This is a genomic window from Enterococcus sp. AZ078 (assembly GCF_051714985.1).
In the GTDB taxonomy this organism is placed as follows: domain Bacteria; phylum Bacillota; class Bacilli; order Lactobacillales; family Enterococcaceae; genus Enterococcus_B; species Enterococcus_B hirae.
This window is the reverse complement of the sequence record NZ_JBIOSW010000001.1, coordinates 1793984-1816353: the sequence shown is the minus strand read 5'-3', so window position 1 is coordinate 1816353 and position 22370 is coordinate 1793984. Positions and strand designations below refer to the sequence as shown.

22 protein-coding genes and 2 pseudogenes are annotated in these 22370 nt (G+C 32.4%); 20 read left to right on the top strand and 4 right to left on the bottom strand.

The genetic code is table 11. The annotated features are described in order from the left end of the window. Positions 1 to 8 precede the first annotated feature (8 nt). A complete protein-coding gene (locus tag IGJ18_RS08390; protein ID WP_438843177.1) occupies positions 9 to 1067 on the top strand; it encodes a family 20 glycosylhydrolase in 1059 nt (352 codons plus the stop codon). 175 nt (positions 1068 to 1242) lie between these two features. Here the strand turns inward: IGJ18_RS08390 and IGJ18_RS08385 are convergent, their stop codons facing one another. Further along, positions 1243 to 1620, bottom strand: a complete 378-nt coding sequence (locus IGJ18_RS08385; RefSeq protein ID WP_010718913.1) for a YccF domain-containing protein — start codon at positions 1618 to 1620, stop codon at positions 1243 to 1245. A 276-nt stretch (positions 1621 to 1896) separates the two neighbouring features. Between IGJ18_RS08385 and IGJ18_RS08380 the strand changes: the two genes are divergently transcribed. The 5 genes from IGJ18_RS08380 to IGJ18_RS08360 all read left to right on the top strand — a co-directional run bounded on the left by IGJ18_RS08380 (position 1897) and on the right by IGJ18_RS08360 (position 7068). Beyond that, a complete protein-coding gene (locus tag IGJ18_RS08380; protein ID WP_010737750.1) occupies positions 1897 to 2427 on the top strand; it encodes a PadR family transcriptional regulator in 531 nt (176 codons plus the stop codon). A gap of 166 nt (positions 2428 to 2593) precedes the next feature. After that, positions 2594 to 3964: an MFS transporter gene (locus IGJ18_RS08375; RefSeq protein WP_438843176.1), complete on the top strand. Its 1371-nt coding sequence runs from the start codon at positions 2594 to 2596 to the stop codon at positions 3962 to 3964. A 641-nt stretch (positions 3965 to 4605) separates the two neighbouring features. After that, complete coding sequence (locus tag IGJ18_RS08370) at positions 4606 to 5358, top strand: restriction endonuclease (RefSeq protein ID WP_053766763.1); 753 nt, start codon at positions 4606 to 4608, stop codon at positions 5356 to 5358. A gap of 227 nt (positions 5359 to 5585) precedes the next feature. Next, positions 5586 to 6281, top strand: a complete 696-nt coding sequence (locus tag IGJ18_RS08365) for a hypothetical protein (RefSeq protein WP_237558412.1) — start codon at positions 5586 to 5588, stop codon at positions 6279 to 6281. Between the two features lie 595 nt (positions 6282 to 6876). Then, on the top strand, positions 6877 to 7068 hold the full coding sequence (locus IGJ18_RS08360; protein ID WP_010718919.1) for a hypothetical protein: 192 nt from the start codon (positions 6877 to 6879) through the stop codon (positions 7066 to 7068). Between the two features lie 236 nt (positions 7069 to 7304). Here IGJ18_RS08360 and IGJ18_RS08355 read toward each other — a convergent pair whose 3' ends face one another. Continuing rightward, complete coding sequence (locus IGJ18_RS08355) at positions 7305 to 7451, bottom strand: putative holin-like toxin (protein WP_081186522.1); 147 nt, start codon at positions 7449 to 7451, stop codon at positions 7305 to 7307. Positions 7452 to 9580: 2129 nt separating this feature from the next. Here IGJ18_RS08355 and IGJ18_RS08350 point away from each other — a divergent pair. Both IGJ18_RS08350 and IGJ18_RS08345 read left to right on the top strand, forming a co-directional pair. Next, a complete protein-coding gene (locus IGJ18_RS08350; RefSeq protein WP_438843175.1) occupies positions 9581 to 11074 on the top strand; it encodes a hypothetical protein in 1494 nt (497 codons plus the stop codon). A gap of 254 nt (positions 11075 to 11328) precedes the next feature. After that, positions 11329 to 11472, top strand: a complete 144-nt coding sequence (locus tag IGJ18_RS08345) for a hypothetical protein (RefSeq protein WP_438843174.1) — start codon at positions 11329 to 11331, stop codon at positions 11470 to 11472. 102 nt (positions 11473 to 11574) lie between these two features. On the opposite strand, the pseudogene IGJ18_RS08340 reads toward IGJ18_RS08345, so the two are convergent. Beyond that, positions 11575 to 12180: pseudogene (locus tag IGJ18_RS08340) on the bottom strand (transposase); the annotation flags it as partial. Positions 12181 to 12739: 559 nt separating this feature from the next. Here IGJ18_RS08340 and IGJ18_RS08335 point away from each other — a divergent pair. The 3 genes and pseudogenes from IGJ18_RS08335 to IGJ18_RS08325 all read left to right on the top strand — a co-directional run bounded on the left by IGJ18_RS08335 (position 12740) and on the right by IGJ18_RS08325 (position 14128). Continuing rightward, positions 12740 to 13216 (top strand): hypothetical protein, encoded by a 477-nt coding sequence (locus tag IGJ18_RS08335; protein ID WP_438843173.1) that lies wholly within the window; start codon positions 12740 to 12742, stop codon positions 13214 to 13216. Positions 13217 to 13804: 588 nt separating this feature from the next. Further along, a pseudogene (locus IGJ18_RS08330) lies at positions 13805 to 14001 on the top strand (zeta toxin family protein); the annotation flags it as partial. Then, a complete protein-coding gene (locus IGJ18_RS08325) occupies positions 13994 to 14128 on the top strand; it encodes a hypothetical protein (RefSeq protein ID WP_438843172.1) in 135 nt (44 codons plus the stop codon). The pseudogene IGJ18_RS08330 and the gene IGJ18_RS08325, both read left to right, overlap by 8 nt. A gap of 138 nt (positions 14129 to 14266) precedes the next feature. Here IGJ18_RS08325 and IGJ18_RS08320 read toward each other — a convergent pair whose 3' ends face one another. Further along, complete coding sequence (locus IGJ18_RS08320) at positions 14267 to 14485, bottom strand: toxin (protein WP_438843171.1); 219 nt, start codon at positions 14483 to 14485, stop codon at positions 14267 to 14269. 1360 nt (positions 14486 to 15845) lie between these two features. Here IGJ18_RS08320 and IGJ18_RS08315 point away from each other — a divergent pair. The 9 genes from IGJ18_RS08315 to IGJ18_RS08275 all read left to right on the top strand — a co-directional run bounded on the left by IGJ18_RS08315 (position 15846) and on the right by IGJ18_RS08275 (position 22308). Then, the gene (locus IGJ18_RS08315; protein WP_240274091.1) at positions 15846 to 16181 is read left to right on the top strand and encodes a hypothetical protein; all 336 of its coding nucleotides are present in this window, start codon (positions 15846 to 15848) and stop codon (positions 16179 to 16181) included. Positions 16182 to 16239: 58 nt separating this feature from the next. Then, positions 16240 to 16482 (top strand): hypothetical protein, encoded by a 243-nt coding sequence (locus IGJ18_RS08310; protein ID WP_010718931.1) that lies wholly within the window; start codon positions 16240 to 16242, stop codon positions 16480 to 16482. Further along, the gene (locus tag IGJ18_RS08305; protein ID WP_438843455.1) at positions 16482 to 16883 is read left to right on the top strand and encodes a type II toxin-antitoxin system death-on-curing family toxin; all 402 of its coding nucleotides are present in this window, start codon (positions 16482 to 16484) and stop codon (positions 16881 to 16883) included. Before IGJ18_RS08310 ends, IGJ18_RS08305 begins: the two co-directional genes overlap by 1 nt. A gap of 84 nt (positions 16884 to 16967) precedes the next feature. Next, positions 16968 to 18002: a phage tail tip lysozyme gene (locus tag IGJ18_RS08300; protein ID WP_438843170.1), complete on the top strand. Its 1035-nt coding sequence runs from the start codon at positions 16968 to 16970 to the stop codon at positions 18000 to 18002. 13 nt (positions 18003 to 18015) lie between these two features. After that, positions 18016 to 18633 carry an EF0163 family protein gene (locus IGJ18_RS08295; protein ID WP_438843169.1) on the top strand — a complete coding sequence of 206 codons (618 nt, stop codon included), beginning with the start codon at positions 18016 to 18018 and terminating at the stop codon, positions 18631 to 18633. Between the two features lie 149 nt (positions 18634 to 18782). Then, entirely contained in the window at positions 18783 to 19985 is a 1203-nt protein-coding gene (locus tag IGJ18_RS08290) for a hypothetical protein (RefSeq protein WP_438843168.1), read from the top strand. Between the two features lie 98 nt (positions 19986 to 20083). After that, positions 20084 to 20497, top strand: a complete 414-nt coding sequence (locus IGJ18_RS08285; protein ID WP_438843167.1) for a hypothetical protein — start codon at positions 20084 to 20086, stop codon at positions 20495 to 20497. A 44-nt stretch (positions 20498 to 20541) separates the two neighbouring features. Then, positions 20542 to 20778, top strand: coding sequence for a hypothetical protein (locus IGJ18_RS08280; protein WP_438843166.1), 237 nt, complete (start codon positions 20542 to 20544; stop codon positions 20776 to 20778). Positions 20779 to 20928: 150 nt separating this feature from the next. Next, the gene (locus tag IGJ18_RS08275; RefSeq protein ID WP_438843454.1) at positions 20929 to 22308 is read left to right on the top strand and encodes a tyrosine-type recombinase/integrase; all 1380 of its coding nucleotides are present in this window, start codon (positions 20929 to 20931) and stop codon (positions 22306 to 22308) included. Positions 22309 to 22370: the final 62 nt, after the last annotated feature.

The window sequence follows — 22370 nt, the reverse complement described above, 5'->3', positions numbered from 1 at the left end:
GCTAATTGATGAATGAATCAAACAAGCCAATATCTGTTACAAAAGCACCTTCTTTAAAAGAGCGTGGCGTGATTTTAGATATTGGACGTAAATTTTATTCAATGGATTTTCTGAAAAAACTTGTAGACTACATGGCTTCATTGAAAATGAATGCTTTGCAACTTCACTTTTCTGATAATGAAGGATTTCGGTTGGAATGCGAAACAATTCCAGAAATCACATCAGAAAAATTTTTGACGAAACAGGAAATGACAAAATTGATTGATTATGCGGAGCAAAAGGGGATCTCTGTGATTCCAGAGTTTGATAGTCCTGGCCATTTGCAACGGTTGTTGGCAATCTATCCACAATGGCAAATGGAGCGAAAAGGCGAGGATTCTTTGATTTTTCCCACTAATCGAGCCCTTGATATCACCAAAAAAGATGCGGTCGCCATGATCAAAAAGATGATAAAAGAATATGCAGAGTTATTTCATCGTTCCGATTATTTCCATTTAGGGGCAGATGAATACATTGAATTTTCAGAGTTGGATAAATATCCTGCATTAAAAGCACAAGCAATCGTGGAATACCACGACCCAACTCGTCAGTATGATGTTTTCATCGACTACATCAATGAGTTAGCAGACTATGTCGAAACATTAGGTAAAAAAGCTAGGATTTGGAATGATGGTGTCTATAAAAAAGGACTGCTCATGAAAAGTAAATTAAAACCTTCTATTCAAATTACGTATTGGACAAAACATCAAGCAACAATGGCGACTGCGGGGGAATTTCTCACTCGTGACCATCAATTGATCAATGTCAACGATCAATTTTTCTATTTTGTTTTAGGAGAAGGAGCTAGTTATAAGTATCCTACAGCTCAAAAGATTCAAGACAACTGGACGATTGATCAATTTCCTGAAAATCAACGATTAACAAACGAACAAATGAAAAAAGTACAAGGTGCCTATTTTGCTATCTGGAGTGACTACCCTGATGCTTTGACTGAAGAGGAAGTCTTAACAATGATTAAAGAACCATTAGCTGCACAACAGCAAATCATCTGGCACGAAACAATATGAACAATCAGTGATCAAAGAGGTGAATCTATAGTTGATGTTGTCTTCAATAATTTATCCTGGTGTTTCTTAAAAGTTGTCCAAACAAAAAAGCCGAAGATCTCAAAAATTGTTTCTTTTTTGACATTCTTCGGCTTTTTTAGATCTAGAAATTGTTACCAGGTTCTTAACTATCTAATCAATAATAAGATCTGGTTAGAACGATTCTCGTACCAAAAGGCATCAACGCTAATTTAGCTAATTTAAACGACTGTTTACCAAATGGAATACCAATGATCGTAATATAGAGTATAAGACCACTAATCACGTGGGCAATCGCTAATGGGAGTCCACTGATAATCAACCAGATGATATTGATAATTAAAGAAGTCCCACTATCGCTATAAATCACTTCTTTACCAAATGGGAAAAAGCTAAGAGTTGCCAGCTTAAAACATTGTAACCCGATTGGAATACCAATGATCGTTATACACCAAATGACTCCTGCTAAAAACCAACCAATCCCACCGATACAGCCTCCAAAAATAAACCAAATCAAGTTTCCTAACATTCTCATTTTAACACCTACTAAATTTTTTCCCATTATACCATGTAATGGTTCTTAGAGTTCCTTTATTAAAGTTATTTAATTATGTGTTTCTTTTGTTTTGAATAAATGTTTTTTAATATTAATTATATATAAAAATAGTTATTTAATGGTGAACTAAGAACAGAAAGAATGTGAATGGCAAAGTGGGTTTGCTTAATTACCTTAATAAAGAAAAGTGATTGACTTATGCATCTTTTAGATATATCATTCTTGTATCTAAAAGATAGATAAGGAGGAAGAAACATGATGAATGAACTGTTTGTTCTAGGAGAATTGATGGAATCACCACAAAATGGTTATCACTTAAGAAATGCAATGCAGGCTTCTTTAGGCAAAAATCGCAAAGTCAGTTTTGGCGTTTTATACCCATTGCTAGATAAATTGGCAAAAAATGGCTTAATCACTATTACTGTTAATGAAGAAGGCCGTACACAAAAGACTGCCAGTATTACTGATAAAGGACGTCAACGATTTTTTGAATTAATGAAACAAGACGTTCCCAGTGGCGCTCATACAGAAGAAATTTATTTAATCAAACTCGATTCGATGCAACATCTCTCATTAGACGAACAAAAAGAATTGTTAATGGTCTACATACGTGAAAAACAAATCACGGTTGACGAAATCAAGGGCTATTTAAAAAAATTAGACGAAGTAAAAAAAATTGATCATTGGTATGCGACTAAAAAATTAGAATTATTACTTGGAAAAGCCCAGTTAGCAATCCAGTGGGCAGAAGATTTTCTATCAGAACTGCCTTATGTGGAAGAATAAGCATGATCATGGTGTAGAACAAAACGTGACAGTTCTTAACATCAGGTCGATTTTAAAACGTCATAAAAAAGCAACGATACTGTAACTTTTTATTAGTTACAGTCTCTTTTATACAAAAAAATATATATCTAAAAGATATATTAAGGGTGATATTTGGAGGAAGAACATGTCGCAACAAATCAAAATTGCCTTAGTAATGGCAATGAGTTTATTTATGGAAATATTAGATGGTACGATTGTTACAACAGCTTTACCCAAAATGGCGACCACTTTTTCAACAAGTATGTCACAAATCTCACTTTTAATCAGTGCGTATTTAGTCACAGTGGCGATTTTTATCCCAATGAGTGGCTGGTTAGCCAATTATTTTGGTAAGAAAAAAATCTGGCTTCTGGCTGTTTTCCTATTCACCATTAGTTCATTAGGGAGCGCCCTTGCGCCTAGTTTTGGGGTTCTTTTAGGAATGCGAATGTTACAAGGTTTCTCTGGAGCGTTGATGACACCTACTGCACGATTGATCGTTTTTGAAAAAACGCCAGTCGATCAACTATTAAAAATGACGAGTTATCTTGTTTGGCCAGCATTAATCGCACCTGCGATCGCTCCTATAATGGGTGGAGCAATCATTACCTATTTAAGTTGGCATTGGATTTTTTTGATCAATTTGCCAATCGGTATGTCGATCTTGATCCTAGGATATTCATTGATTCCGTCAGACCATGACCTGATCAAAAATAAATTTGATTGGCTCGGTTTTTTGGAAATGGCAACGGCATCCACCTTACTGGTAGTCGGTGCAGAATTATCTTCACGAGACGGTCTTTCATTTGAGATAGCAGGAATTGTGTGTATCGTGAGTGGAATAATATTTCTTTTGTTCACATATCAACATTTAAATAAAGTCGAACAACCCTTATTTTCATTAAAAGCCCTATCAAAAACTTCTTTTAGAATCGGCCAAACCAGTGGGGCAATCCTTTGGTTATCTGTCGGAGCGATGCCATACTTGTTGACGATCTATTTACAAAATATTTTTCATTGGTCAGCAGTCGTTGCAGGAAGTTATGTTATTTTCATTTTTATTGGAAATATTGGGATCAAACCCTTCACGACATCGATTATTCGCTCACTTAACTACAAAGGGGCATTGATTGCGTCATTCCTAATGATTTTGAGTAGTTCTTTCTGTTTAGTTTTCATTGAATCAACCACGTTTCCAGCGATTATTATGTTACTAGCTTTTGCCTCAGGAATCGGACGCTCGCTCGCACTCACAGCGTTTATGGGATTAAGTTTATCAGAAATTCCACCACAAGAACGCAATAGTGCCAATACATTGAATACAGTTGTCCAATCTTTAGCTCAAGGATTAGGGGTATCATTTATTACGTTGGTGATTCATTTATTGGAAATCCAGCTGTCGATTCCACTGGCTTATAGCCTAGGTTTTGCTGTTTTAGGGGCGCTAATGCTTCTGCCAATCATTGAAATCCTAAAAATTCCACAAACAATGGGCATAGCGACAATGAAGAAATAAACCTAAAATAGTAGACAGGTAGATTTATTGAAGAAAGATTTGTACTAAGGGTACTTTACAATCAAAAATTTACTAAAAAACTAGTCCTTCGCTGACTTGATTGAGCGAGGGGCTAGTTTATGTAGTGTTTTATCGAAAAGCCACATTGGTAGTAAGTTGAATAACGACACTTCGATTCAAACAAACGCCAACCCTATTACCAATAAGCAAATCAAGGATCATAGATTAGCGAGTCAGTACAAGCAATTGTTTTAAGTAATTGGCTAAAAACTCTGAATGACTATTCTGATTTTTTGATCAACACAAGAACAAGGAACAATCCAATCTTTCCAAATAGGAAAAATCCTTTGTGTGACTCGGACACAAGTTAGCTTTCCTTAAAATATAATCGAGCCTATTTGATAAAGTTTCTTTGAGTATAGGAGAGGAATGATACCCAGTAAACGATAGTTCAAATCAATGATAATCAACGAGAATGCCTAAAAAATCTGTAATCTTCACAATAGTTCTAGTAAGCGAAGTATCAACGGATTGATTCTTTTAATAAAAATTATTTAAAAATTTTTATTATATAACAAATTAATACTCTTGTTATTGATTTACAATGTAATTGTCAGAACGATAAGCGAGAGGAGAAAATAATGGTTTTTAAATTCTTACAAAAATTCAAAGAAGCCAATCAACTGGAAAGCAACGCCCAAGAAGTGGTTTCCAAACAATACTTAGAAATAAGAAAAACGTCTTTTGTGCAAAAGAAAGATGAGAAGATCGTAATCGACTTTTTAAGTGACATGGATAAAGATTTCGGTAGTAGCCAAGATGATCGAGTGAGGCAAGGAGAACATTTTGAGCAATTTTTAGCAGCAGCTTTCCGATTAGCAGGATACGGGGTTGAGATAACGAAGAAAAGTTATGTCAAAGATCATCGTAAGTATGTGGGAGATGGGGGTGTCGATTTAATTTTGACGAAAGAAAAAAAGCGGATCGCGGTACAAGCAAAATCCAATCGCTTAAACGCAAAACCCACACCGACACTGATTGGACGTAAAGATATCACTAATTTTTCAGGAATTTCAAATAAAAATTGGGATAAAAAAATGTTTATCACCACTTCATTTTTTTATCAACAGGTCTATGAAGAAATTGAACAAAATGAAAAAGCAAAAGAAATCGAGTGGTATGATCGCTACGGGTTATTACAATTATTAAATCAAATCATACCAGATACGATGCTAAAATTTCAGCTTTTAAATTCTTTGCCAATGGGTATAAAAATATGCCCCAAATGTAGCGAAGGAATCATAATTAATTGTCGGAATGGAAAAACCGGCCATCTATTTAAAGCATGTTCCTTACATTGTGGTCATACAGAAAAGTTCAACACAACGGAATGATTGCATTAGTCAGCGATTCTTTTTCCAAAATCTCTACATATACTAATACAGTGATACTTCGATTGAATGCTAGCCAATACTATGGACGCTAAGACAGCGTTATAGTTTAAAAAATCCACAAAAAATATGTGATGCAGCCATACTTGGGAATAATTCCCCGTCAATTTTTCAATAGAAAGAATAAACAGTTCAAACAAGTGATTAAGAAAGGACTCTAGAATGGATAAATGACAAAAATACTCAAAGTAAAGCAAATTGAAGCAATGAAATTTTATACGGATATCTATCGAGAAGCAAGTTCATTCAGAAACATGTGGGTAATCAAACCCTTTTATCTGTTTTTATATGTTCTTAGCCTATGGATTAATACGTTATTTATTCTAGTTATTTTGGGTAGTAGTTTTTTATATTTAACTGGGAAGCCTCATGTTTATAATAATATTGAAACAATCTTTTACCAATTCATCGTGGCGACTGCGTTTCTGTTATTCTGTTACTATAAAAGATATCGAACAAAGCATGGTCGTCCTAAAAAATACCATAATTATTTATATAAACGAAAAGCTGAAAGAATGCTCGACGAACGAAGTATCAATCAATTGATTTTTGATGTGGAATACTTGATCAAAAAGAAAGAAAACCACGGAACCAGTATGTTAAGTATTTACCAAAACTTTATCGTAGCTTTGTGTTTTCCTATCACGATCTATCTTATCCAAAATTTTTTTGAGAAAGGCAGTATAAATTTTAGTACTTTTCTAATCAGTCTTTTTCCACTGACATTCATTTTTGGGATTTTTAAATCGAATAATTTATTTATATTAGTAAAAAGCCTTTATGTTGAAGATTATTATATGCTTGTTCATGTAAAAAAAGAATTAGAATATATGAAGACAATCAAAATAAATAAGACCAAACGTTGAAAATCGGTATTTATGTGTCTCACTCAATCAATAGAAAAATAAACAGCACCTAATCTGTTCCAAAATAGTAAAACCGTCATTTTAGAGATAGGTTATATTCAATCTAAAGCTCAAACTCATCCTCACAATGATATGGGGTCAACTTATTAGTAAATATCTGGAATACGACTAAGGCTAGAGTGCGCGGAATAAATTCATAAAGAGAGGGATATTAGATGAAGTATATCACTAAAAGTTGGTCATTTATTTCTATTTTAGTCTTATTAATCATTTTTGAATTAGTTAACACATATCTTATTTATCAGTTTCCTATTTATTTACGAATAGGCATACTTATGCTCATTGGGTGGGGATATGAAATAATCATAAGACGTTTTTTAAAACATTAACTATAAAAAACTATGGTAGAACATCATGAAAAAATACTATAAGATTATCTCTGATTTACGTTGAGCAACTTTAGAATCAGCGCTTAATACAGCATTTTCAAGAAAATAAGATAGAATTAAAAAAGGTTAGGCTGGTTTCCTACGAGAACTAGCTATAATGATGCTGGAATAGCTATAGCCGGAATAATATAGAGGAGTGAGTTTTCTTGTATAAAAACTGGAAAAAGTATACGAAAAACCATCCATACGCTAGTATTATCATTGTGGCGTTAGTAGCCAGTTTAATAGGTATTTTTATCGAATATTTACTGAATCGAGACTTTCTAAGAAGCGGCTTTGGGGTAACGTTGATTTTGATTATCGGGCAGATAGTTGTTGTAAAGAAAAATAAGAAATAATTTACTGAAATAAAGTGTCGGGGTAAGAAGCGTTTTTGTAGTGTGAAAAATGATGAGTTTATGAAAGATTAAATGATGAATAATGAAACAATTGAACAAAAGAGAAAGGGTATGCTATAATAAACATGAAAAAAGGAACTGCGTCAACAGTTCCCTTTTGACAGCACCGCTAAAGACGGTGGCAAGTTATATAGTTATCTCAAAAAGGAGTAACCAATCTCTCGCTAAAGTGACGGTTACTTCTTTTTGTCGTTTTTGTGGGCTAAGGTTAGAATGCCAAAAATCAGTGTTGCGATCAAAGATCCAAAACTGATCATTAGCCCTAACGCTGCTTCCACAGACAAAAGGCGTCTCCTTTCTCTAAAGTTTGAGATTATGTGCATAAGCACCACCTCACTTCCAGATTGGATAGCCACCGTCATTAAACTTTACTGTCATAACTGATTATAGCATATAGGATTTGTTATTATTACCTTAAAAATAAAAACAACTGTTCTTTTGTTTTGGAAATTGAATAGAAGAATAAGCGTATGCTATAATGAAGATGAAAAAAGGAACTGCGCGAACAGTTCCCTTTTGACAGCACCGTTTAAGACGGTGGCTCAGTTTAATTATAGTTACAAAAAATAACCGTTAAACTGCCTAAGTGTAAATTGCGGTTATTTTTTGTCGTTTTTGTGATTGCTGACTGTCAGAACTAACGTTACAAAAGCTATTGCAAACATTAGCGCTTCAAAAACAGACAAGCTTATCCTTTCTATGGAGCAAGTTACAAATCAACATAGGCCTCACCCCATTTCTATTGGGATTAGCCACCACATAAACTGTGCTGTCTCAACTATATATAGCATATAGACCTAGTTATTTTCTTGAAATTTCAAGTATAATTAGGTCTATTTTTTTGTTTAAAAATAAGAAACCAAGAGGGATTGTGAACTGAAAAAAGATCAAGAAAAAGGAGAAAAACAAAAAATTTTTATCCGTGAAAACGTAAGTATATTAGAGTCGATGGAAGTTAAAGTTATTTAGTCAAATAAAAAAAATTAATGTTGCTTTATAACATAAGAAAGAAACAAAATAAAATAAGATTAAGGGGAACAAAAATCAATGAAACAACCAATCCCGCAGAACAAAAGGTTTCTGCGTATATCCATATCCCGTTTTGTGAGCATATCTGTTCATTACTGTAACTGGCTGACTAAAATTAGTTCTTTTATTTAAAAAATTCAAACAGTTATGACTTTAAAAACGCTTTTTATGATGAGGTAAACTAATAACATCGTTATTAGTTTACAGTTGTATCGTCATATAAGACAAATAAAATAATTGGGAGGATACATATTTTTAAATGAAAATTAGTATTACTTACATCTGATTAGGTTGTCTCTATTACTCCATCAATCTCGATAGGATCAAATGTATTTGCTAATGAAAATACAGAAATTTCGTTGAATCAATCAATAGACAGAACTATTACTGAATAAAAGCTTACTGAAGGATTCAGGCAATTATTTAATTTAAATATTGACGATTTAATCACTATTTTGAAACAATAAGGAATTGATCCATATACAATTTTTACTGCTAGCGAAATAGCATTACAAAGAAGAAAAGAGCTACTTAGGGCTAGGGTAAATAAAGTATTTAATTTCAATAACGAAACAAAAGATATTTATTTGAACTCTTATATTGCGACTACTGCAAAAACTGTTGGGCTTGTAGCGATTGTACATTATGTAGGTTTAGGATAGCTCAAGCTATTAATGGTTCTATCGGAACTACTATTCATACAAGTAAAGGAATGATTATTCGTGTAAATAAACAACCAGGATGAAAATGGGGTTCGAATATTGATTGTTGAGTAATCATAAGTGTACGCAGCCAATAAAGTAAAGAAATCTTGATTGGCTGGTGTTTTATATGAAATATTTATCTAAAATATGGCTATTTTTTCATTATTTAATATTACTAGTGATTTTTGAATTGATTAACATATTTATTATTTATTGTTTTCCTATATATGTGAGAATTGTAATACTTGTTCTCATTGCTTGGGGATATGAAATAATCGTAAGCCATTAAAAAAAACATCGTTATAATCATAAGCAATAAAGAAATTGTTACATAAAATCATGAAAAAAAGACAACAGAATTATCGCTGATTGGTTAAACAATTGTTGGCCAAAAAACAAAAGAAATGATGAAGTACATAGTTAATGGGATAAGCAGTAAATAATAAAAATTAGTTAATGTGGATAAAAATGGTTTGAACAAGGTCATATCTTAAACGTAGATATGACTGTGACTATTAAAATGTGTTAAAGATAATGTCTCACATCCAAATGAAACTTTTTATGGCATTAAATTGTCGTTGTGGTACTCTACATTTGCGACGACTAGAAAGCATTTTCTTTGTTTGGCATAGATTTTATAGTTGTTGTGTTTTTTGTCTAGCTTTTTACTTTCCATAGGATAAGTAAAAAGCATTAAATGAAAAGGAGATGGATACTATATGAAAATAGGTAAACTGATTACTGCTGCTCTTGGTGTGGCGAGCATAGCAAATGAAGCACGTAGTTTAGGACACCAAAATCAAGGAAGGGAATTAGAGCGAAATCCGTATGTAGAAAACTTGGATAGAATTAATTTTTTACCTGATGACATTCATCCACACGAAGTTCAACACTCGAAACACAACAATGGGATGAACGCTGACCAAACCTCAAGACTACTAGACGAAATGCAAAGAGATGATCCAAGACACCCCTATTCAGCTCAAATATCTAAAAAAAAATCTAAAAAACCTAAAAAAAATGATGAAATTCATCCACACAAAGTTCGACACTCGAAACACAATAATGTGATGAACACTGACCAAACCTCAAGACTATTAGACGAAATGCAAGTCGATGATCCAAACCCCTATTCAGCTCAAAAATCTAAACAATCAAAAGAAATTGATGTAGAATTTTCAAAGCATCTCGAGGATCAAAAAGCTCATGACGGAGCAATTTATCAACTAGTGGAAAAAGAGTCAGAATTTATCAAACTCTTAAACGGATATATTACTGAAAAACCTGCAGAAATTAATCTATTAAAATCATACCGTGAGCAGTCTGAAGAATTATGCAAAGAATTACGTCTTGTGAGGAATGATTTAAAAACTTTTGTGAATAAGACAGAACAGAAGTTGGAATCGCTTGAAAAATATTTAAAAAATGATGGAATAGAGAATAGAACAGAAGTAGAAGAATATGAGTTTCGTTACATAATGGACTTAGACAATCTAAAAAACAAAAAAAGGGAGGCCAATAGTTTTTTAGCCAATTGTAGAAAGCTAACAAGATTCCTAAAAAATGAGATAAACTACCTGAGAACCCCTGCAGTGCATTCTCTTGAAACAGAAAGTCCTACTATTTTTTCACAAGAGTCTACAAAATCAAAAGGAACCCATTTGGGTAGCACTTATAAAACAACGATAAGTATGCCTGAAATAACGAATAAACCTACAACAGCGCTACCTACTCTTTCTCCACAAGAAGAATCTATAGCAATAAGATTTGAAGATCTTTCAAGCAATTTCAACATGGCAACTAAAAATATAAAATATTTACGTGAACAAATTAATGAGTTCCATTTACAGTTACGCTCGAATAAGAAAATGTCTCCTAGTGATATTCAGCAGACAGAAAAAAATCTTAATATTTTTGAGAATATCATCCTTCCAACATTAAAGTGTGAAAAAACGAATATTCAATATGCAATAATTAATGAGAAAAATTGTATAGAGTTGCTTGTAAAAAAAGGAAAATTAAGCCCCTCGTTAGCAACAAAGTATACTGATGAATACAATAAACTCATTAATAACTTTGAACAATCTAATAACAGAAGAAATAAAAGAGGCCAGTCAATGAAACCTACTCTTTCAGAAAAACTAACAAATACTGCTATAAAAAATAACAAAGAATTTTCAAGAACTAAACGAGAGTCAACTTTTGAAAGGTAGTCTATAAAAAAGTGTGTAAACCCCCAGAGGTTGTATCAAGTGATGCAGAGAAATTTTTTAAATGGATAAACCTAAAGAAACGAATGTTTAAAAGAATTAGATTTAAAACGTACATACAACATAAAAGACAGAATGAAATAGCTAATAAGTTCAGCAATTGAGGAGATGCTTGTTGAATTACCATGTGCCTGGTCTTTTTTGATTAGTCACTGTATAAACATTATTGTCTTTACCATTACACTCATATCTCTTTATTGGCAGAAGCAGGCGTTCCGATTAAAGCGATCATGGAGCGAGTGGGTCACTCCAACATGAAAACAACTTTAGAAATTTATAACCAAGTAACCAATACAACCAAAGAAAAACTAGTCCAAGAAGTCAATTCTTGGATTTTTTAGTGGATTTGTTTGGAAATATAGGGCTCTTTGTCAAATGATGTTGGTAAAGAGAAATCTTAGAATAATTTGGGCAGAAAGAAGAAAAACTTCTTTCTGTTCTTTTTATTTGGTTAAAATAGTTTTACCGTGTCGAATCATGATCCGTCGTTTGAAATGATAAAAATTTCGAAACCCATAAGCCTTGCGTTTTAATACTTTAATATGGTTGTTTAAACATTCTAGTGGTCCGTTTGAATAACTGTAGCGGAGGGCATTTCGAATCTGTGGCAGAAACTTTATAAATGTTCGCAAAGTTGTCGCATAAGTTTCAGGTAGCTGGCTGACTTCTCTGGATAAACAGTCCTCAAATAGTGAATGATCTCTTTTCTTTACTGCATAAAGAACATCTTGATATAACTGATAGCCTTGTCGTAGATTGGGACAAGTAGCTAACAATCGGTCGACAATCTCACTTTCAGTTAAGTAATCTTTGAAACTGGCACGCCAAACCCGTTTTTCATAGTTCAACTTTGCTTCTTCTTTTTGTAGGAGTTTCCAATAACGTTTCATTTTTCTACCAAGCCCACGTTGATATTGAGAAGTGCTTTTGAGTCGTGCATTGGTTTCCTTCGCTCGATGGTTTAAAAAAGTTCTGCCTATATGTTGGACAATATGGAAACGATCAATAATCAACTGAGCATTTGGGAAAAGCTTTTTAACCAATAAAACTTAATTCTAAAGGATTTCAGGGTGTCTTTTCTATGTTTTTACATTATAAAAAAGATGTTGGTGAATTTCACCAACATCAAAAAGTATAGAGCCGAAATTTCAAGTATAATTAGGTCTATTTTTTTGCTTAAAAATAAGAAACCAAGAGGAAGTGTGAACTGAAAAAAGATCAAGAAAAAGAAGAAAAACAAAAACTTTTTATCCGTGAAAACGTAAGTATATTAGAATTGATGGAAGTTAAAGTTATTTAGTCAAATAAGAAAAAGTGAAGTTGCTTTATAATATAAGAAAGAAACAAAATAAAAATTAAGATAGCTGTAAGATTAAGGGGAACAAAAATCAATGAATGAATCAATCAATCACGAAGAACAAAAGGTTTCTGCGTATATCCATATCCCGTTTTGTGAGCATATCTGTTCATTACTGTGACTATACCCACAAATAAACTAAAGCTAAAGTTTCTGTGTCAAACTTGCAAGCCTATTATCTTTTACATGGATGGCGTTCAGGTATAATTAATAATGAAACAGTCGCTATTAATTGATGAAAGGAGAAAAAATTGTTAGATTTTCATGAGTTATTGAGAAGGTATCAAGATTCATTTATATATGTTGATGAACGTAAGAAAGCAATGAATGTTCTGAAAGAAATAGTTGATGTTGAAGAAAAATCGATTGAGTTTTTACCAGAAAAACGTATCGAATTGTTAGTAACAAATGTCGTGAATTCAATCTATTTCGATCAATCAAAAGAAGTATCAATAAAGCTCTTTTATGTGATAAATAATGAAAAGAGTAGGAAATATTATCAACATCCATCTTTTATTACAGATGGAACAGATTCGTTGCTAGAAGATGACAAGTTATATGTCTTTTTTGATGAATCAGTTGGGATAATTGAAACAAATAGTTCACTTTTGGAGTCTGATGTTCGTATACTTTCTGGTATTACACATGAGAATGTTGAAAAAAAAGATATCTATTTCATGGATTATATTTCTGCCTTTGCACACAGAAATGAAATAGATAAATATTAATTATAAACCTACCATTGGATCATGAAGTATTATTGCTTGATTCAATGGTAGGTTTCTGTCTTTAGGTCCAAAGAAAAAAACAGATACACGTTAGAAGAAAGAGATTCACTCTAAAAATTTTTAAAGTAGAACTTAATAAGAGAAAGAATTTGTCAAACTGTGACGAATTAAAAGTGAATGTATCTGTTTATACAAATCAAACAAAGAACACAAAATCTGAAGAAAAAAACGTTGAAGTGTAGGGGTTAGAGGAATCGGAGAAATTGACGAATAATGTAACTAAAATATCTAAATTAACAGATTCGAAAGACTACTCAAACTTAAGAAAGGTTATGGTAACCGAATATAAAACAGAATTACACGTAGAAGTGATTTTCTTGTATAAAAATTGGACACAATATACCAAAAGTCATTGTATATATTAGTATTAATTTCATTCCAAATTATTATTTAGTTTAAAAAGATAAAAACAATCAATGGATGAAACAACCAATTCCGCAGAACAAAAGGTTTCTGCGTATATCAATGCCCCGTTTTGTGAGTATATCTGTTGTTACTATTAACTAAACTACAGTTATTAGAATTATCATTACGCTTTTTTATAAATGTCGTATAATGGATATAAGTGTATTAGTGAAGGAAAGGCATCCTGAAGTAGTCCTTCATATAATGATCAAAGATTACCAAATAATATTTCTGAAGTGCATTATGCAGCAGATAATATCCGCTTAGTCCTACCGATACAGTATACTTCAAAAGAGTTGGAGGAGAGATTACATGACTGAGAAAGAACAAGTGCAACAAATCGTGAAAAAGTATAATAAAAGTATTGCTGATTTATCAGAAAATGCTACAGCTAAAGAATTTAAAACAGTGATGAAATATGTAGCAGATGAAGCCAATCGCAAGTAACGAAAATTAGTTGGGTTGGATAAATAATTTTGAACAGTGAAGTCATATCTGAAACGTGTATATGGCTTTTTACTCATTAATATTCATTTTAACCTTTGATGGAAAAATCAATCATCCCTTTATTAAATATTTCAGTTCTTATGAAGAATATCCTCTAGCAAACTTCAAATACTGGAGGATTCTTTTTCTAAGCGCTGATTTACTCATAAAAAAGTAGTTGGCTACTTCGTCAAAGTTTCTAAATTTTCTTAGTGCATAGGAAAGCGCTTGATCGTTCGCCATAAGAATACTGACGCCTATATTGGCTCTAAGTTCTTTTTCATAGTCTTCTGGTAAACAGGTGTCTTCTAAATTCATATCAAAAAATGCATGAGATTCTCCAAGATAGGGTATATCCCTATAGTAATGGATGATCTCATGCATTTTTTATAAAGTTTTGGCGTTCAAGCATTATATTTTGATTAATGGTGGTAATAAGCTCACCATATACTTTCGTAATTGATCCAAGCATTTTCTTACTTAAGTTATTTTGAATAGTAATAAGTCACTTCATCTGAGCGTTCATTATAAATAAAGTAGAGAATTAAAAACATTACTTAAAACAGGAAATGTCCAAACGTCGCTATATGTATTTGTAGATATCTTATTCTTTGCTGTTACTACTTTTTTTAATAAACAATGGGAATGGGAAATTTGCGGTAATTGATATTAAAGAGTAGGAAGAATACGAAAATTATAAAATAGCGAAACAAGTTTCTCAAGAATTAATGAAAGCGGAGCAAAGTGGTAGTGTGAGCAATAAAGAGATGGTGGAAGAGGTTGGATTATAGTTGATAGTTTTTCAAATTAGAGTGACAGATAGATTACAATATAATTCTTTATAAGATTGAGGTAGAAAAACAATTGTTGATTTTGAGAATTTACTCAAATCGAGAAGATCTTGTCAAAAAATGTCTGCTCTTTGTGGAAGGTTAAATGTAGAATGATGAAACAATTGAACAAAAGAGAAAGGATATGCTATAATGAACATGAAAAAAGGAACTGCGCTAACAGTTCCCTTTTGACAGCACCGTTTAAGACGGTGGCTCAGTTTAATAATAGTTACAAAAAATAACCGTTCAAACTGCCTAAGTTTAAATTGCGGTTATTTTTTGTCGTTTTTGTGATTGCTGATTGTCAGAACTAACGTTGCAAAAGCTATTGCAAACATTAGCGCTTCAAAAACAGACAAGCTTATTCCTTTCTAGGGATCAAGCCACAAATCAACATAGGCATCACCCCATTTCTATTGGGATTAGCCACCGCATAAACTGTGCTGTCTCAACTATATATAGCATATAGACCTAGTTATTTCCTTGGAAATTCAAGTATAACTAGGTCTATTTTTTTGCCTAAAAATAAGAAATCAGGAGGAACTATGAATTTAAAAAAGATCAAGTAAAAGGAGAAAAAAGAGAAACGTCCGAAAGTGAAAAAATTGTCACAACAAAAAGCGAATAAAGTGGTTTTTACTGGCGTTTGTTTGCTAGTGATTGGCTTCAACTGTTGAAGTAATTCGAGCAAATGTTGTGACAACTAATTTTGATCAACTATCCAAACAGGTGGGTCAATTAGCTAAGTACAAAAATAAAGAAGAAATCTAAGAAGAAGGTTTTATCAAATTATCTTTATAGATATGTAAACGGAAATTCCTATAGAAAATCCAGAAGATCGTTCATTGGCAGAATCAGATGAGCTAACTCTCGAACAAGAGCTACCACTAGATGAGAAAGAGGCGAAAGAGGAGTTTGATGAACCACAGAATCCTGAAGAGCTGGATAATCTAAATGTGACCGTGGATAACTTGGAAGAACTTGCATTAACCCAAGCAGGAAAAGCTTATTTTGATCAAGAACAAGATCAAGAATTACTAACGAAGTATGTGCTACCTATGAATCGAATGGAACAATTAGAACCAGATTTTAGAAGTTTGGAAGAATCAGAAAAACTTTTATTTAGTTCAATCGCAGAACAAGAAAATGAGAAAGAGAACACAAAAAATTCCTTCAATTGATATACGCCCTGGTTTAAGCTATACTGTATATACGGTATAACTTAAGGAGGCGTTTAAGATGGAAATCAAGGAAAGAAAAATTAGAAAAAGTGGAAATTCAATCGTTTTGACTTTGTCAAAAGAAGTATTGGAAAAAATTGGTGTAAAAGAAAATGATTTTGTTTATGTAGATGAAGAAAAGTTAATTGAAGCCATCAGTAAAAAAGAGCCAAAATCTTCACACGACTTAAAAATAGACCAATTGATTAATGATTCATTTCATGACTATGAACAGATGTACAAGGAGTTGGCAAACCATTGATCAACTACCTGACAGAAAAAGATATCATTAAAATGAATGTCCACTTAATCAGCTGGCAAACACCAAGTGAAATGACCGGTGTAAGAGATGCAAGTGCATTAGCTATGGCTGTAAACCAGCCGCGTCAGGAAATATTTGGTCAAGAGTTGTACGAAACGATTGAAGAAAAAGCAGCCATCTTAGGAATCAATCTTATTAAGAAACACCCCTTTCAAAATGCAAATAAACGTACCGCTTTTATGGCGATGGATGTCTTTTTACGGTTAAATCAGGTCAAAGTATCCTTTAAACAAAACGAAGCCATTGATTTTGTTGTCAAGATAGCTACGCATGATTCAGAAGATTTTGATCAATTAAAAAGAAGTGTTGTCGACACAATTAATGATCATATGATGAACTAAAAATTTATAATTAAGTGTTTTATAAAAAAGAAAGAAGATTGATGAGGAAATCAGTCTTCTTTTTTTGCGTAACAGAGGTGAAAAATGCAAAAAATTGCGTATCTAATTATAACTACTTCTTTTCTCATGTTATTTCCATTTCTATTATTCTTAGTCGTTTTTTCTGCTAATCAAAACGGTGATACTTCTGAGTTTGAACCAACGACACCGCAAGAACAGGTGGCATTAGCTGTTGCCCAATTTGTCCTGGAACAAGGTGGAACGAAAGAATTTGCGGTAGCTTGGATCGGTAATATGGAACATGAAAGTGGATTGATCCCTTCTCGTATCCAAAGTGATTTACCTTTCAATGATCTTTGGGCATATAATCCGAAAATTGGAGGTTATGGTATAGGATTGGCACAGTGGGATTCAGGTAGAAGAGTGAACTTATTAAATTTGGCGAAAAAAGAAAACAAGGAATGGCAAAGTATTGAACTGCAGTTAAATTATGCCTGGAATCATGATAGCTCCGATAGTGAGTTATTAAAAAATATGGCAAACGGAACAAGTATAGATGGTTTAGCTGTTGATATTTTAAAATATTGGGAACGTGCTGGAACCAAAGATGATCTTTTAGAACAAACCAAACGGAAAATTAGTGCCAATCAATGGTATAAACGACTTTTTGAAGGTTCTCTCGGCAGTGGATCTACAAATGTTGGGGGCGGTAAAATTGATCTTTTAGAAGCGGTCATGGGGCAAACAATCAATGGTGGACAATGTTACGGGTTAACCGCCTATTATGTCCAAAAATTAGGTGGACCAGTAATGATGGGGTCAGGATTTATGTATGCGGAATCAATAGGTCGTGATTACAACTGGGAAAAATATGGTTGGGAAGTCGTATTCGATCCTAAGCCAAGCGAGATTAAAGCAGGAGACGTGATAAACTGGTACGCAGGACAAGCACTTTCACCAGGAGTTTATGGACATACGGGCATAATTGCAAGTGTGGAAAGTGAAAAATCGTTTACCACCTATGAACAAAATGCTGAGCAAGGACAAATTTGTGCTCGTTATTCAAGAACATGGGGCAAAGAATTTACTCGAATTGCCAGTGTCGTTAGAAAAAAATAAAAGGAGAATCAAGATGTTTTTAACACATGCAGGATTGACACTAAAAGAAGTAAAATCAAAAACGAACAAACGAACAAAAACGAAATATCTAAGATTCATATATTTAGCGCTGCTCCCTTTCACATTGAGTGGCTGTGTTCAATTAGAAAAGAACCAGGAAGCGACAACGACTGCAAAGGATATCCAGATGATGGATATGGAAGCGGTCGATAACAATGGGACAAAACCGAGCCATGAAAAAAAGAAGGAAATTAAATCAACTAACCAAAATGACAAACAAGCAGACAACAAACAAACAACAGTATCAAAGGAAAAAGAAGACCATACGCAGTTACTTGAAAAGTACGGTGAAGCTTATGCCAATTTTAAAAATCTTAACCATCGGAACGAGCAATTAAAAGATCTAATGACGGAAGAATGTATTAAAATGAACGGCATTGATATCAAAACAGGAAATGCTCTAGGCAGTGAAGGTAAAGTCACGGCGATCTACCAAAATGATCAAGAAGAGTATGCAGTATTATTAGATTGTATTCAGAACGGTTCACCCATTCGTATTTTATTACTAGCAAAAGTCAAAGAGGGGAAAATAGCGGAAATGACCTATAATACGTTGAAGCAGGAGTATTAAAAAAGTAAAAACCATAGTTTAAGATAATTCTTGATTTAAATAGCAGTAAATAATGTAATTAATTAAAAAAACTTAATATGCGAAGTATTTATCTTTGTGATAAACTCTTTATTGAAATCAGAATGATGCACTTTTAAAGGGGAAATATGATGGAACGAGTAAAGTTCTATAGTTTATCAGATTTGTCTATTTCTTATCATATTGATAGATTGAAAAGAATTATAGAAATTTCTGAACCATTAGAAACAGATAGCTTATTAGATGTTTTAGAGTTTTACAATGTTTTAAAATTTATAAATAATAAAGTTTATCCTAGTTTTTTTTCAGAAACTAATGTAAAAAAGGCTAAAAATAGATTTAACAAGATAATATCCATATTTTTTAATAAGTTATCTAAAGAATATATATTACAAAGCTTTCAATACTTCTTCTTTTCGGGTGAGTTGGAAGAAAATATATTAAAAAAGTCAGAAATAAAGGATTTAGATAAGCATAGCCATACTTTGTTTAGACAAGATTTTTTAGAGTGTTTTGAAAAATATAATTTAGATGAAAAAATTAGTGAGAATGACTTATATGAATGTATAGAGGCTTATTCAATTCCAATTTTTTATTTTTTAGATAGCCAGTACTATATAAATAAATTTCCTCTATTAATGAAGAAGATTTTTTTGGGAAATCCTAGTAATTTTGAATTACTTTTAAACAATTATAGTGAAAATGGTTCAAATTATTTTATTCCTACTAACATTACTAAAGACGAAATGTATCAATTTTGTGAAATATATTTAGAATCTAGAGATGCAAATTTAAATTATGTATATTTGATATGGCAGGGAATTCAAGGGATAAAAGAGTTAACTATTGATGCAAAACTAAAACTTAAAGCAAAAAAAAGAAGTGTAGAGTTAGAAGAAGAGATTTTTAACCAAGAAAAAGGCTTAATAAGTAAAGGAACTAAATATAGTTTTGCTGTGTATACAGAAAAAGAAAGTTATGATAACTCCAATGCTAACTTTAAGTCTTTCATTGATTTAAAATATCTAGAAAAAGAGAATTATCCAGAAAATTTACTAGAAGAAATGATGTATTTTGATTATTTTTTTACGGATAATTGGATTCTAAACTTATGTAGTTTTCCTAATTTAGAGTGTTCAACATTTAGTAGAACTTTATCAGGAATTCATACTAAAAAACATTATGAAACTAGTCCGTATTTTACAAATAAGAATTATTTGATTTTATTAACTTTTAAATTATATCAAGAAAAAATAAAGGAAATTTCTAATTCGAGAATAGAAGAATTACTCGCTTTTTTTTTTCAAATTATAGCAAAGAAAATTTTGAAATAGACTGGTTACCATTAGATTTTGCGGATGAAACACAAAAAATAAATATACAAATTAAAAATTTAGTTACTTTAGAAGAACAAATAAGAAAGCAATGGAAGTTGTATTGTGAAGAAAATGAGATAGACAAAGATTTGTTTGTTCTAGAATCAACACCTCGGGTAGCTGAACTTAAAAGTTTATTAAATAAAAAATATATATATGCCAAGAAAGAAAATAATAATGTTAACTTAATTATGCATTTGCTGTTTTGTGACCAATCAGATTTAGTATATATTAATGAAAATCTGCAGGCTAAAAATTTTGTCCAATTAGTTACTAATAATAAAATAAAAAAAGAAGATTTCCATAATTATCAACAGTCGCATATTGATTTTTTAATCGATAATAAAATTATTTGCATAAATGAACTGGGTAATCTTTATATACCTAGAAATCAGATGATGAGAATACCTATTTTTTTAATATTTATAAGTACGGCGTTATACATTATTACCATTGGAACAAAAAGTTAACTTTTAAAAATGTACTAAATCTTCATCAAAAAGAGATCGACAAAATGATTGAAGAAGGTTTGTTAGTAAGCGAAAATACGCTATTTGCTAGACCAGAAGTAGAGTATTTAAACTATATCCTCAATAACTCTACATTCGATAATTCGCTTGGATTAAGAAATAAATATTCTCATGGATCTGTTGTTGAGGAAAGCAACGAGGATTATTTGAGAATATTAATTATTCTAGTTGTTTACGTTATAAAAATAAATGAAGAATTAACAATTCGAGAAAACAATTAGTATTTATATTAGATTTGTTTTACATTGTATGAGGGCTTTTTAAATTAAAGTGAAAGATATTTGTTTTGTTAATCCGAAAATAAAAAGCATAGAAGCGAAAGTTATTCTTTTACTTCTGTGCTTTTTTTATACTTAAGGAGGTGAAAGTTACTGAAAGTGCCAGATTGTAAACCATACCTTAGAGGTTCGTATACGATTATTGACAAAAAGAATTATTTACGCACATTCCAAACCTATTACGATCCAATCCAGGAAAAGACAAGAAAGAAAAGTGTCAATTGGAAAGCAAAAGGTTTCAAAAACGAAAAACAAGCGTTACGCTATTTGAAAGAAAAGATTGAAAAAGAGTTTAAGAATGGTTCGGATTATTCTGAGGGAGATTTTTGTGAAACTTTCGGCGAGTTGTCGGCACTTTGGTTGAAGGCTTGGTCACCAACCGTACGCCAAACGACTGTCCATTATCAAAAAGAAATTCTTACTCGCTATCTCCAGCCGTATTTTCCAGATAATCTGCGACTTCAGCAACTTTCACCTTTGTTGGTTGAAGGCAGGTGGGCAGATATCTTATCCATTCGCTCGAAACAGACCAATACACTTTTAGAAAAAGCAACATTAGAAAAGATTCGGTCATTACTAAAACAAATTTTAGCCTATGGCTATCGGCATGACCTGGTATTATTCGATTTAAATAAGATTGTCTTAAAAATTCCCAATGATCGAAAAATTCGTGGGATTCAGCGTAGGAAGAAAAAGTTTTTAGAGAAAATAGAGATCAGTTGGTTACTACAGGCAATCAAAGAGAAATACGAAACCAACCAAGAGATCAATAAAATGGGGGGATTGTATTTAGATGTGGTAGAATTTATGATTCGTAACGGCTTGCGTATTGGGGAAGTCAGTGCCTTAACGACTGAGAAGGTGGATGTGACGAAAAAAATCATGGTGATCAATGAAGGCGTAGTATCAGCTGGGCGCTCCGTAAAAGCGTATGTACGCAACCCAACGAAAACCATTAGCTCGATGCGAAAGCTTGCCCTAGACAATCGTTCGATTGAGATCATTCAAAATCGGATCAAGTACAATCAGCGACGGCAAAGGGAAATGGAACAGCGAGCTAAAGGAGAATTTTATCAGATACATAAGCGGATAGACCATACGACCTATCGGAGAAAAGTTCCTGTGTCAAAGAAATTTATTTCTTCTAATACAATTTTTCAAACTCAAAATGGTACGCCAGTTGTGTATCATTCGTTTAATGAGTTTATGAATGGACGTGGAAACAATAAAAAACCAGTTCGATGTGTCAAAGATATTTTGAAAGAAAAATATCCTGAATTTAATAAACATGTGACTACGCATACTTTTCGCTACACACATATTTCTCTCTTGGCAGAAGCAGGCGTTCCGATTAAAGCGATCATGGAGAGAGTGGGTCATTCCAACATGAAAACAACTTTAGAAATTTATAACCAAGTAACCAATACAACCAAAGAAAAACTAGTCCAAGAAGTCGATTCTTGGATTTTTTAGTGGATTTGTTTGGAAAATACGGTTAGTATGCGTATATGAGAGGTTGTGAAAGCGATGGTATG